Raw genomic sequence first — 12887 nt, 5'->3', positions numbered from 1 at the left:
GTAAGGCGCTCCGCTCAAATCCCCGCCATCTTCCTCAACCACTCCGCCAGCCGCCTGGCCCCGTCCGGCATGTCCGCGTCCTCACGCGTGCACAGGTAGTAATCGCGCCCGTCGTCGAGCGCGTGATCGAACAGCTTCACGAGCTCGCCATTCGCCAGCTCGCGCTCGACCAGCGGCGCGCGCAGCAAGGCCGCGCCGAGATCCGCGCGTGCGGCGCTCAGCGTGAGCTGGCCGTCCTCGAACATCGGCCCGACCGCATGCGACACGTGCTTGACACCCGCGCCCTGCAGCCAGTTGACCCACGTGCTGCGATCCTCGTCGTGCACGAGCGGGGCGCGCGCGAGATCGGCCGGCGTGCGGAACGGCCCGTGGCGCTTCAGGAACGACGGGCTGCACATCGGCACCATCGCGCCCGGCAGCAGCCGCTCGCAGCGGTAGCCGGGCCAGTCGCCGGTGCCGAAGCGGATCGACAGGTCCGATGCGTCGCTGCGGTAGTTGCGGTGATGCGCGTACAGCACCGTCACGTCGACGTCCGTGTTGTCGGCCAGGAACGCATGCAGCCGCGGAATGAACCAGCCGATGCCGAGCAGTGGAATCAGGCTGACGGTGATCTGCCGCAGCGACGAGCGGTCGCGCACGAAGCGCGTCGCGCTGCGCAGCACCGAGAACGCGGCGCTGATCGAGCGGTAGTAGTCGCGGCCTTCGTCGGTGAGCGCGAGCAGCCGACCCTCGCGCACGGTCAGCGGCGTCTGGATGAATGCTTCGAGCAGCTGCAGCTGATGGCTGACCGCCGACGGCGTGATGTCGAGCTCGCCCGCCGCCGCGGTGACCGACCCGAGGCGCGCGAAAGCTTCGAACGCCCGCACCGCGCGCAGCGGTGGATCGTGCGGCAATTGTTCGATATTTTTCATGTGTCGAATTTTATCGAAAAATCAGGGTAAGCGACAACATGAAAATACCCTGTATTTACAGTGATGTAGGTTAATGTGTCGGGAACGGTATAAGCATCCAACAATTGGGTATTTGGGGTTTGGGTGCCGAATATTTAATATTTTTCATGTTTTGATTCGATTCGCTGATCCCCCACACATGAAAATCGCCTTTCTCCACGCCAGCCTCGCATTCTCGGCGGCCGCCCTGGTCGCCTCCGTTCCCGCGTTCGCACAATCCGCGCCGCAGACCGTCCTGATCGGTCTCGCCGCGCCGCTCACCGGCCCGTCCGCGCGGATCGGCAAGGATCTGCAGAACGGCGCGCAACTCGCGATCGACGACGCGAACGCGAAGCATCCGACCATCGGCGGCAAGCCGGTCGTCTACAAGCTCGTCGCGGCCGATGATCAATCCGATCCGCGCACGGCCGTCGCGGTCGCGCAGCAGCTCGTCGACCAGCACGTGATCGGCGTCGTCGGCCACTGGAACACGGGCTGCAGCGTGCCGGCGTCGCGCGTCTACCGCGATGCGGGCATCCCGCAGATCGCACCGGCGTCCACCGGCCATCAATACACGCAGCAGGGTTACACGACCGCCTTCCGCATCATGGGTCACGACGATGCGGGCGGCAATTTCACCGGCGCGTATGCGGTGAAGACGCTGAAGGCGAAGCGCATCGCGGTGATCGACGATCGCACGTCGTTCGGCTCGGGCCTGGCCGACCAGTTCATCAAGGGCGTGCAGGCGAACGGCGGCACGATCGTCGATCGCCAGTACGTGAACGACAAGACGACCGACTTCAGCGGCGTGCTGACCGCGATCAAGGGCAAGCGCGCGGATCTCGTGTTCTTCGGCGGCCTCGATGCGCAGGCCGCGCCGATCTCGCGCCGGATGCGCCAGCTCGGCGTGAACGCGCCGCTGCTCGGCGCGGGCGGCTTCGTAAGCCAGACCTTCCTGTCGCTGGCCGGCAAGGACGGCGACGGCGTGACCGCGCTTGAACCGGGCCTGCCGCTCGACCGGATGCCGGGCGGCAAGGCGTTCGATACGCAATACCAGGCGCGCTTCCGCGCGCCGATCGAGCTGCATGCGCCGTTCGCGTACGACGCGGCCGCCACGCTGATCGCGGCCGCGCAGAAAGCCGGTACGACGCAGCCGGCGAAACTGGTCGCGGCGGTGCGTGCGATCGACCGGCCCGGCGTGACGGGGCGGATCGCGTTCGACAACGAAGGCAACCTGAAGGACCCGGCCTTCACGATCTACCAGGTGCGCGGCGGCAAGTGGAGCGTCGTCGACGTGCTCGGCGGCTCGCGCACCGTAGCCAAGTAACACACAACAAGACAACCAAGACGATCCCCATGACCGAAGCCACCCAGACATCCGCCGCCGCCCCCGAGGACACGCGCCTCGGGATCCTCGCGCGGCGCCGCATCGAAGCGGAAATCATCAAGCCGATCTACGAGATCATGAAGCGCGAGTTCGGCGCCGAGCGCGCGCAGGCCGTGATCGCGGAAGCCGTGCGCGGCGCGGCAGTGGACGCCGGCCGCACGTTCGCCGTACAGGAACCGGATGGCACGAGCGTGAAGTCGTTCATCGCGCTGCAGGTGCTGTGGGAGAAGGACGATGCGCTCGACGTCGAGGTGCGGCGCGCGGACGACGCGCATTACGACTACGACGTGCATCGCTGCAGCTACGCGGAGATGTATCACGCGATGGGGCTCGGCGAGATCGGGCACCTGCTGAGCTGCGCGCGCGACAGCTATTTCATCCAGGGCTATGCGCCGGACATCGCGCTCACGCGGACGAGCACGATCATGCAGGGCGGCAAGCGCTGCGATTTCCGTTACGCGCTGCAAGCGGCGCCGGAGAATGGCGATGCGTGACGACAACACGATTGCCGAAAGCGTGAGCGCGCCGCGCGTCGACGGCGACCGCCTGTGGGCGTCGCTCGACCGGATGGCGCAGATCGGCGCGACGCCGAAGGGCGGCGTCTGCCGCCTCGCGCTGACCGATCTCGATCGCGAGTCGCGCGACCTGTTCGTGCAATGGGCGCAAGACGCCGGCTGCACGGTGCGCGTGGACCGGATGGGCAACGTGTTCGCGCGCCGCGCGGGGCGCAACCCCGACGCCGCGCCCGTCATGACCGGCTCGCACGCCGATTCGCAGCCGACGGGCGGCCGCTACGACGGCATCTACGGCGTGCTCGGCGGGCTCGAGGTCGTGCGCGCGCTGAACGACGCGGGCATCGAGACCGAGCGCCCGATCGACGTCGTGATCTGGACCAACGAGGAAGGCTCGCGCTTCGCGCCGGCGATGGTGTCGGCCGGCGTGTTCTCGGGCGTCTACACGCTCGAATACGGGCTGTCGCGCACCGATGGCGCAGGCAGGACGATCGGCGAGGAACTGGCGCGGATCGGCTACGCGGGTGCCGAGCCTGTCGGCGGCTATCCGGTGCATGCGGCGTACGAGCTGCATATCGAACAGGGCGCGATTCTCGAACGGGCCGGCAAGACGATCGGCGTCGTCACGGCCGGGCAGGGGCAGCGCTGGTACGAGGTGACGCTCACCGGTGTCGACGCACATGCGGGCACGACGCCGATGGAATTCCGCCGCGATGCGCTGGTCGGCGCCGCGCGGATGATCTCGTTCGTCGAAGTGCTCGGCCGCCGTTACGCGCCGTACGCGCGGGCAACGGTCGGGATGATCGAGGCGCGGCCGAACTCGCGTAATACCGTGCCGGGCGGGTGCTTCTTCACCGTCGAATTCCGTCATCCCGATGACGCGGTGCTCGACGAGCTCGACGCGGCGCTGCGCGCGGAACTTGCACGGGTGGCCGACGAAACGGGCCTCGGTGCGCAGATCGAGCAGATCTTCACGTATGCGCCGATTCCGTTCGCGCCGCGCTGCATCGACACGGTGCGTGAGGCGGCGCAGGCGCTCGGGCTGTCGCACATGGATATCGTGTCCGGCGCCGGTCATGACGCGTGCTATGTCGCGCGCGTCGCGCCGACGGGGATGATCTTCGTGCCGTGCGTCGACGGGCTGAGCCACAACGAAGCCGAAGCGATTACGCCCGAATGGGCGGCGGCGGGCGCCGACGTGCTGTTGCGTGCGGTGCTGCGGAGCGCGCAGGAAGCCTGAATCCGAGTGTGACGGCGACGGTCCGGCGGGAGGGTGCCCTCCAGGCCGGGCCGCGTCGCTTTCCACCTGACCACGCGAACGTGCGGTTCGCGTCAGCCCGCCGGCGATTGCCGATCGATATACCGCCGCATCACATGGAACGCCGTATCGGTGCGCCCCGGCATCGTGATCGTCGCGTCATCGGCCGTGAAGCCGAGCTTTTCATAGAACCGGTACGCGGTCTCGCGTGCCGTGCACCACACGAGCGCGGCCCCACGCGCTTGCGCGTGCCTCACGCAAACCTGCACCAGCACGCGCCCGAAGCCCAAGCCACGGACGGCAGAATGGACGGCCATCCCGCGCAGCCGCCATGCCGGTCGCGCAGGATCGTCTTCGCGCAGCTCCTCGCAGAGCGACGCAACGGCGACGATGCCCGACGCGTCGCGTACGCCGACGTGCAGCGTCGTCGGCGCAAGATCACCGGCCAGCGCGCTCGCATCCAGATCGCCATTCAGCAGGATCATCGCGCGCAGCGGGTGCGTCTGCGCGGCATCGATCGGTGCGATGGTGAACAGCGTATCGCCTGACGTCATCAACGTTCCTCGAGTCATTCGATTCAGCCGCGCGTTACTGGGCGGCCTTGCGCCGCGCCATATAAGCGAGATACGCGACGATCTGGTCGAGCTCGCGGTCGCTCAGCTGGTCGGGCGGAAACGCCGGCATGCTGCGGCCCGGCCAGTCGCGCACCGACGCCGGGTTGCGGATATAGCGGCGCAGCGCGGCCGGCTGGAAGTAGTCGACCGGGTTCATCGGCGTGTTCAGGTCGGGGCCGGCGTGGCTGCTGCCCGCGCCGTCGAGGCGGTGGCACGCGAGGCATTGCGTGACGAACAGGCGCTGGCCCGCGCGAGCCGGATCGTTCGCGGGTAGCGCGGCATCGACGGCGAGCGACGGCCAGCGCGCGAGCGGCGACGACTCGATCGTGACACGCACGATCTGGTACGGCCACTGCTCGCCGCGTACCGACGACGCGTCCGGCCCGAGCCAGACCAGGTAGAACGGCCCGGCGCTGACCTGCTTGCCGGGCAGCTTCGGCCACGGATGCGCCGGATCCTCGATCGCGAGCCACGGAACGGCGCCGGCCGGCGTGCGGCGGCGCACGAGATCCAGCGGCAGTTGCGCGGCGAAGCCGTCGGCGGCGCGGGTTTCGAGCACGCCGTCGGGAGGCAGCCTGTCGCCGAGCAGCGCGGCGAACGGCACCGCGCGGAACGTCATCGGCCGGCCGTACGCGATGTCGCGCGGCACGTGGATGTCGGCGGCATCGGGGCGCGCGAGCAGCGTCTGCCGGGTGAGGGCGCGGGCCGTGCCGTCGGTCTCGAGTTCGAGCGCGGACTGGGCCGACGCGCGTTGTCCGATCAGGCAAACCGTCAGCAGCAAAAGCGAAAACCACCGGCGCTTCAGCATTCGTTCTCCGGGAAAGGGCGTTCCGGCGGCGACAGGAGGCGGACGCCGCGGCCGATGGAAGGAATCGGGCGACAGTCTATCCGGTACGCGCGGCGCTGGCGACTGCGGCGCGGGAAGGGGGGCGGTCATGATCGGACCGGCTGGCGGCAGCGCGCCTGGCGGTCGGGTCGTGAGAGGGAAGGATGCGGCATCACGCGGCGTGGATTGAGCCCGAAGGAGCGGAAGGAGCGGAAGAGGCGGAAGAGGCGGAAGAGGCGGGGCGACGGCCCGGCCCGGGGTGAGAGCATGCCGGCCCGCCGCGTCCACGGCGATCGCGCTACAGAGCCACTGTCAATGACTCGAACAAGGCACGGCGCTCTTCGGCATCGGCGTTTCCCGGGCTGGTTCGAAATCGGCTTCGCGCGTGCCCGACGGCGTCAGCGACACGAAATGCATCGCGGTGCCGCTCCCAGGGAAGCCGGCGATACCGGTCAAACCCCACGGAATCGGCGAACGCTGCGCGCCGCTCACCGAAATGTCCGCCGGCCCGAGCGCCAGCGTCAGCAGCCGCCCGTCGCGGCTCGGTACGTACGCATGCGTGCCGGACACCCCGATGCCGGATTCGCGCACCGACGCCGGCAGGCAGTCGAGCGTCGCCGTGCGGCGGCCGTCCGGCGCGATCAGCATCGCGACGCCGCGATCGTCCGCCGTCGTCGTGACGACGATGAAGCGGTCGATCTCCGGCACGTAAGCCGACGAATACACGTAGTACTGGATCGCGTCGTTCAGCGTCCCCAGCTTGTCCAGCTTCGCCGTGACCGGGTCGAACATCGCGTATTCGAGCGTCGCGTCCGTGCTGCCCTCGATGTATTTCTGCCACACGAGCAGCGCGGTGTGCGGCGAGCCCGCGACGATGGGCCACCACTCGCGGCGGTGCGGCACGACCGCGACATGGTTCAGCACGCGCCCGGCCGCGTCGTAGGTTTTCACGTACACGCCGTTGCCGGTGCCGAGGTTGTCGACGCCGCCGCCGTCGATCCAGTCGGCCGAATAGAACACGACGAAGCGGTCGGCCGCCGTGGCGACATGCCCCGAGTGGCCGCCCGATTCGACGTCGTTCGGATAGGGCTTGATCGGCTTCAGGTCGCGGCGGTAGACGCCGTAGCGCTGGCTGACTTCCTGCGGCGCGTTCCAGCCGTCCTCGAACGTGACGAAGATGTCGCCGCGCGCGTTCTGCGCGATCGACACGGGCTCCTGCGCCTCGGGGCGGCTGATGAACGTGCGGACGTGCAGCAGGTTCGGCTTGCCGGGCAGCCATTCGCCGACGTACACGTCATGCGGCCAGCTGCCGCCGCGCATCGCGCCGCGCGGCACGACACCTGAGCTGCTGAAGAACACCCAGCGCTTGCCGTTACCGGCGTCGGCCACGCCGATGCCGTGCATGAAGCTGCGCGGATCGACGGCCGGGCGAGATGAAGGGGTGCCCTGCACGGTGACCGTATGCACGACCGGCGTGGCGGCGAAGGCGGGCGGCATCGCCGTGACGATGCCGCATGCGCCGCACAGCGCGGCCGCGACGCACTGCGCGACCGCCTGTGCCGGGCGCGTTCGACCCTTCATTCGACGGTTACCGATTTCGCGAGGTTGCGCGGCTTGTCGACGTCGGCTCCGCGCGCGCAGCCGACGTGATAGGCGAGCAGTTGCAGCGGAATCACGTTGACGATCGGCGACAGCACGTCGCCCGATTCGCGCACGCGGATCAGGTGCGTGTCGCGGTCGGCGTCGATCCCGAGCTGGTCGCCGGCCAGCACGTAGAGCCGCCCGCCGCGCGCGCGTACCTCGGCCATGTTGGATTTCAGCTTCTGGAACAGGCGGTCGTCCGGCGCGATCGTGACGACCGGCATCGCGCTCGTGACGAGCGCGAGCGGGCCGTGCTTCAGTTCGCCGGCCGCATAGCCTTCCGCGTGGATGTACGACACCTCCTTGAGCTTCAGCGCCCCTTCCATCGCGATCGGGAAATGAATGCCGCGCCCGAGGAACAGCGCGTTCTCGGTACGTGCGAACTTCGTGGCCCAGCCCATGATCTGCGTTTCGAGCGCGAGTGCGTGGCCGATGCGCTCGGGCAGCGCATGCAGCTGCTTCAGGTGCAGCGCGACCTGCTTCGCGTCGAGCCGGCCGCGCAGCTGCGCGAGCGTCAGCGTCAGCACGAACAGCGCGACGAGCTGCGTCGTGAACGCCTTGGTCGACGCGACGCCGAGCTCGATGCCGGCCCGCGTCAGGAACCGCAGCGGCGCGTTGCGCGCGATCGTGCTGGTCGCCACGTTGCAGATCGCCATCGACAGTTCCTGGCCCATGTCGCGCGCCTGCTCGATCGCGCCGATCGTGTCGGCCGTCTCGCCCGATTGCGAAATGCCGACGACGAGCGTGCGCGGATCGGCCACCGTCTCGCGGTAGCGGAATTCGCTGGCGATCTCGACCTGGGCGGGCACGCCCGCGATGGCCTCCAGCCAGTACTTCGCGGTCAGCCCCGCGTAGTAGCTGGTGCCGCAGCCGAGCAGCAGCACGTTCCTCACTCTCGACAGCAGCGCGCGCGTGCCGTCGGTCGCGTCGAACAACGCCGGCGAAATCGTGTCGATGCCGTCGAGCGTGCTGGCGATCGCCTTCGGCTGCTCGAAGATCTCCTTCTGCATGAAATGCTGGTACGGGCCGAGCGCGGCGTCGCCTTCGCGCGCCTTCACATGGCACAGCGGGCGCTGGGCCTCGTGCCCGCCCGAGTCGACCACGGCGATGCGGTCCGGCGTGATCAGCGCGACGTCGCCGTCTTCCAGGTAGACGAAGCGGTCGGTCAGGTCGCCGAGCGCCGCGCAGTCCGACGCGAGGTAGTTCTGCTCGGCGCCGATGCCGATCACGAGCGGCGAGCCGGCGCGCGCGGCGACGAGGCGCTGCGGCTCTTTCGCACTCAGCACCGCGATCGCGTACGCGCCGTGCAGCCGCTTGACGGCGCGCACGACCGCGTCGAACAGGTCGTCGCGATAGAGGCTGTGGATCAGGTGCGCGATCACCTCGGTGTCGGTCTGGCCGCGAAACGTATAGCCGCGCTCCCGCAGCTCCACGCGCAGCGCGTCGTGGTTCTCGATGATGCCGTTGTGCACGACCGCGATCGTGTCGCCCGACATGATCGGATGCGCGTTCATTTCGGATGGTGCGCCGTGGGTTGCCCAGCGCGTATGCGCGATGCAGGTCTGCGCTTCGAGGCCCAGCGTCAGCACGCGGGCCTGCAGGTCGGTCACGCGCCGCAACGTGCGTTCACTGCGCAGCCGGCCTTCGTCCTGTACGGCAATGCCGCACGAATCGTAGCCGCGATACTCGAGCCTGCTCAGCGCATTGACCAGTTGCGGCACTTGATTGTTCAGGCCGCTTGCTCCGACGATTCCGCACATGTTTCACCTCGTCCACAAAGGTTGCCGGGCTGCCGGCAAAGTGCGGCAGCGCGGTATCTGGAGTGACGCCGCGTCGCACGAATGACATCCCCGTGCGCAGCGGCGCATCTCCGCTGACCTACTCGCGGGGCTGCGGCCCCGCGTGGGCTACCCATTCGATGTCGGAAATCGAGCCGTTCGCGTCGTGCGACGCGACGAGAATGCGCGTCGTGCGCCGCGCGCCGCGCCGGCGGGCGCTTGCCAGCACGGTCGGCGGCACCGAGCGCACCTTCGCGCTGGCCGAGCGTCGCAGTATCTTCGACACGCGCAGCCGGTAGGCCAGCGGATGCACGACGCGTCCGGCGATCAGCCACATGACGATGGTGCCCGCGATGAGCGCGATGCTGGTCGCGTAGAACACCATCTGCTCGATCGGCATCTCGGCCGGATTGAACGGCAGCAGGTAGCGGTACGTGTAGATGCAGATCGATGCCCACACGGCCCCCACCAGCGCCGGCCGCAAGAGCCGGAACCAGACGGTCAGCACGGACCCGATGATGCGACCGCGCTCGGCGATCAGTTCGCGCGGTGCGCGCAGGGAAAGGTCAATAATCGGCGCGTTCTTCATGTTGAATGCCTCGGTCGGGGCTGACCCATACGGCCCGCTTGCCTCGGCCCCGCAGCACGATCGCCGGCAGGGCGACGACGGTGGTGATCATGCTGATCAGCCAGAAGGCGACGGGATACCAGATGGTGTCCAGGAAATACATCAGGAGTTTTTCGTCGTAACGACGATCGATCATGCTGCCGATGATCAGTTGCAGGATGCAGGTGGCGACCAGCAGCATGCCGTGCCAGTGCGGCACGACCGATACGTGCCAGTCTTGCGGCAGCGGGTACACGACATTGATGAGCGCGAGCAGCAGGATGAACGTCATCGAGTACGCCCATGCGATGCCGATCAGGTACTCGGCGAACAGCGGCCACATCATCATCTGCGTCGGCCGCGCGAGCGTGCCCGCGTACTTCATCAGCACCTGGATGCCGCCCTTCGACCAGCGCAGCCGCTGCCGGTACAGGCCCTTCACCGTCTCGGGCATCAGGATCCAGCTCAGCGCGTGCGGCTCGTACACGACGCGCCAGTCGCGGCACTGCAGCTTCCAGCTGATGTCGATGTCCTCGGTCAGCATGTCCGAGCTCCAGTAGCCGACGTCGGCGAGCGCGGTCTTGCGGAACATCGTGATCACGCCGGATACCGTGAAGATGCGGCCGTACACCTGCTGCGTGCGCTTGATCAGCCCGACGATCGACGAGAATTCGCCGACCTGCATGCGGCCGAGCAGTGACGTGCGCGTGCGGATGCGCGGGTTGCCGGTCACGGCGCCGACGCCCGGATCGGTCAGGAAATGCTCGAGCATCCAGCCGATCGCGTCATGCGCGAGCAGCGCATCGCCGTCGATGCACAGCAGGTATTCCGCGTTCGACACGGCCGCCGCGGTCGTGAGCCCGACCGCCTTGCCTTCGTTGCGCGCGTGATGGATCACGAGCAACCGTGGAATCTCGACGGCCAGCTCGTTGAGGATCTCGCCGGTGCGATCCTGGCTGCCGTCGTTGACCGCGATGATGTCGTAGTTCGGATACTGCATCCGGTCCAGGTGGCTGATCACGCTGCGCGCGTTCGCGGCTTCGTTGAAGCAGGGCACGACGATCGAGATCTTCGGAATGCCGCTCGACGCGATCGTTCGCGTGGACAGCTCGCGGCCTTCCTCGAGCAGGAAGTAGTGCACGACGCCGCCGATCATCCACAGGTACGACATGAAGAACGGGTAGTAGAAGACGAAATCCTGCAGGCGCTGGATGATGCTGTGGGTGGTCATGGCGTCTTCGTCCCCTGCGTATGTTGTTGCATCAGCGCGTTGATCGAGGTTGGGTCGAGGCGGGACTTCAGCGACATCACGTCGCGCATCGCGTCGAGTTCCGGCTGCCCGTTCAGGAAGTTGTCCGGGTAGTAGCCGAAATTCACCGCGCCTTCGCTGCGCAGCCGTCGCATCTGCGCGAGCAGCGTGCTGGCCGGCACCGGCTTCTGTGCGTGCCAGTCGTACGACTGCAGTTCGAACACGGTGCGCTGCAGCCCGCGCTGCTTCGCGTGCACGGCTTTCACGAGCTGGTCCAGCCAGCCTTGAGGATCCTTCGCCTGCTCCATGTACGGCATCGCCATCAGCGCGACGTAGTCGTAGGTCGCGAGGAAATCGTCGTAGTTCTGCGCGTACCACGCTTCCGATTCGGGCTTGAGCACCGGCATCGCGAAGATGTTGCGCGCGGTCAGCACGTCGCCCACGTTCTGGTGGGCCAGCACGATCTGTTCCAGCTGCTTGGTCAGGTCGATCAGGTAGCGCGACTTCTGGCGCGTCCAGCGCTTCAGCAGGTCGGGGTTCTCGCGGATCTTGCCGACGTCGGCCGGCAGCCCCCACTGCGAATAGATGCGCAGCGCGTGCCGGCCCGCATCCTCGTAGTCGTCGAGCACCGCGTCGTCGCTGAACAGGATGCCGCTGAACGATGCGTGCTTGCTGAGATCCTCATAGACCTGCTGGATCATCAGCCGCGCATCCGGATCGAACGGGCTCAGCCGGAACGTGCGCGTGCCGTTCTCGCGCGCCGGCGCGCCGCCGTAGGCGCTCACGGCCTCGAGCCCGCGCAGCTTGTCGGCCGGCGGCCGGAACGCGAGCACCGGCATCCAGGCATACACCTGCACGTTGGCGCGCGTGTTGAGCTGCCACGCGGCACGCGAGAACAGGTCGGAGCGCATCGGCAGGTGCCGGTTCGGGAAATACACGGATTCGGCCACGCCGGTGCCTTTCGGGTCCGCATACGCCTGCAGGTACACCGATTTCGGCTGCATCCGGTAGATGCGCTCGATCAGCTTGCCGAGATTCGCTTCCTGCCGCGCGGGGTCCGGATCGTAGACCTGGTCCAGGTCGACCTGCACGATGCGCTCGGGCACGTCGACGTCGCCGCGGTTCGACGCCGGCTCGCGCATCGAGCGCTCGAACCCGCCGATGTCGATGTCGTACATCATCAGGATCCGCCGCAGCCGGTCCAGCGGCACGTCCGGCGTATTCGGGCCGGCATCGAGACTGAACTGGATGTCCATCCCGAGCGACGTCGAGATCTGGCGCACCGGCTGGTTTTCCGCGCCGTATGGCCACACCATCGACCGTGCGACGATGCCCGTGCGTTCGCGGATCTGCCGCACGCAAGTCTGCAGGTCGTCGTGCACGCGTGCGTGGAATTCGGCGTCGGTTTCATAGCGTTTCTGGTCTTGCAGGTAGAGATGCGACGTGGTCGCCGGCAATTCGTTGCCCTGCGGATTCGCGACCGCGCCGTGATGGAGGTTGTGGGTGTGGCAACCGAGCTCGACGAACGGCGACTGGCCGAGCTTCTTCACCTCGTCCCACGACAGGAAATAGTCGCGCGGCACCTGGACCTTGTCGCTGATGCGGATCGGCGTATCCGGCGGGGTGTCGATCCACGCGGTGACGAGGCCCATCACCGCCGGATACTTGAAGCGCTCGAGCAGCGGCAGCACTTTCGTGTAGTGGCTGCGAAAGCCGTCGTCGAACGTGAGCAGCACCGAGCGCGGCGGCAGCGGCTTGCCGCCGTGCCGCGACTCCTCGATCTGCTTGACCGTGATGGTGTGATAGTTGTTGGTCTGCAGCCACGAGAAGATGGCGGTCAGCGTGCCGGTATCGACGGCGAACGCGTCGACCATCGCCGTACCGGAGTTGAACGACGCCATCAGGTTGTCGCGCACGTCATGCATGCAGATCACGCGAAACGTCTTGCCGTCGGCCGGATCGGACGGTGGAAGCAGGTCGATCATCCTGGCATTGGTCACGCCCGGAAACAGCGAACAGGCGGCAAATGCGCCCATGCATCCGCACATGAAGGTCCGTCTGGATTGCAGCATTGCTCGATCTCCTT

The 12887-nt window shown here is 67.5% G+C and carries 11 protein-coding genes; 3 read left to right on the top strand and 8 right to left on the bottom strand.

The genetic code is table 11. The features are described 5' to 3' along the window. Positions 1-14: 14 nt before the first annotated feature. Positions 15-911, bottom strand: coding sequence for a LysR substrate-binding domain-containing protein (locus CFB45_RS24470; protein ID WP_011355549.1), 897 nt, complete (start codon positions 909-911; stop codon positions 15-17). Positions 912-1089: 178 nt separating this feature from the next. Between CFB45_RS24470 and CFB45_RS24465 the strand changes: the two genes are divergently transcribed. From CFB45_RS24465 to CFB45_RS24455, 3 genes are read left to right on the top strand one after another with little or no spacing between them, the layout of a single operon-like run. Beyond that, positions 1090-2256: a branched-chain amino acid ABC transporter substrate-binding protein gene (locus CFB45_RS24465; protein WP_089427769.1), complete on the top strand. Its 1167-nt coding sequence runs from the start codon at positions 1090-1092 to the stop codon at positions 2254-2256. A 29-nt stretch (positions 2257-2285) separates the two neighbouring features. Further along, positions 2286-2810 (top strand): L-2-amino-thiazoline-4-carboxylic acid hydrolase, encoded by a 525-nt coding sequence (locus tag CFB45_RS24460; protein WP_089427768.1) that lies wholly within the window; start codon positions 2286-2288, stop codon positions 2808-2810. Further along, a complete protein-coding gene (locus CFB45_RS24455) occupies positions 2803-4068 on the top strand; it encodes a Zn-dependent hydrolase (RefSeq protein ID WP_089429128.1) in 1266 nt (421 codons plus the stop codon). Before CFB45_RS24460 ends, CFB45_RS24455 begins: the two co-directional genes overlap by 8 nt. Before the next feature lie 92 nt (positions 4069-4160). Here CFB45_RS24455 and CFB45_RS24450 read toward each other — a convergent pair whose 3' ends face one another. The 7 genes from CFB45_RS24450 to pgaB all read right to left on the bottom strand — a co-directional run bounded on the left by CFB45_RS24450 (position 4161) and on the right by pgaB (position 12870). Beyond that, a complete protein-coding gene (locus CFB45_RS24450; RefSeq protein ID WP_089427767.1) occupies positions 4161-4640 on the bottom strand; it encodes a GNAT family N-acetyltransferase in 480 nt (159 codons plus the stop codon). Positions 4641-4674: 34 nt separating this feature from the next. Then, on the bottom strand, positions 4675-5508 hold the full coding sequence (locus tag CFB45_RS24445) for a c-type cytochrome (protein WP_089427766.1): 834 nt from the start codon (positions 5506-5508) through the stop codon (positions 4675-4677). A gap of 330 nt (positions 5509-5838) precedes the next feature. Further along, the gene (locus CFB45_RS24440) at positions 5839-7107 is read right to left on the bottom strand and encodes a hypothetical protein (protein ID WP_089427765.1); all 1269 of its coding nucleotides are present in this window, start codon (positions 7105-7107) and stop codon (positions 5839-5841) included. Next, a complete protein-coding gene (glmS, locus tag CFB45_RS24435; RefSeq protein WP_089427764.1) occupies positions 7104-8927 on the bottom strand; it encodes a glutamine--fructose-6-phosphate transaminase (isomerizing) in 1824 nt (607 codons plus the stop codon). Before glmS ends, CFB45_RS24440 begins: the two co-directional genes overlap by 4 nt. 118 nt (positions 8928-9045) lie before the next feature. Further along, complete coding sequence (locus CFB45_RS24430; RefSeq protein ID WP_089427763.1) at positions 9046-9534, bottom strand: Biofilm PGA synthesis auxiliary protein PgaD; 489 nt, start codon at positions 9532-9534, stop codon at positions 9046-9048. Continuing rightward, positions 9512-10783, bottom strand: coding sequence for a poly-beta-1,6-N-acetyl-D-glucosamine synthase (pgaC, locus tag CFB45_RS24425; RefSeq protein ID WP_089427762.1), 1272 nt, complete (start codon positions 10781-10783; stop codon positions 9512-9514). The genes CFB45_RS24430 and pgaC overlap by 23 nt, the downstream gene beginning before the upstream one ends. Next, complete coding sequence (gene pgaB, locus CFB45_RS24420; protein WP_089429127.1) at positions 10780-12870, bottom strand: poly-beta-1,6-N-acetyl-D-glucosamine N-deacetylase PgaB; 2091 nt, start codon at positions 12868-12870, stop codon at positions 10780-10782. The genes pgaC and pgaB overlap by 4 nt, the downstream gene beginning before the upstream one ends. Between the last annotated feature and the right edge of the window lie 17 nt (positions 12871-12887).

The sequence above is a fragment of the Burkholderia sp. HI2500 genome, assembly GCF_002223055.1.
In the GTDB taxonomy this organism is placed as follows: domain Bacteria; phylum Pseudomonadota; class Gammaproteobacteria; order Burkholderiales; family Burkholderiaceae; genus Burkholderia.
The sequence above is the reverse complement of the archived record's forward strand: the minus strand, read 5'-3'. Positions and strand labels throughout refer to the sequence as shown.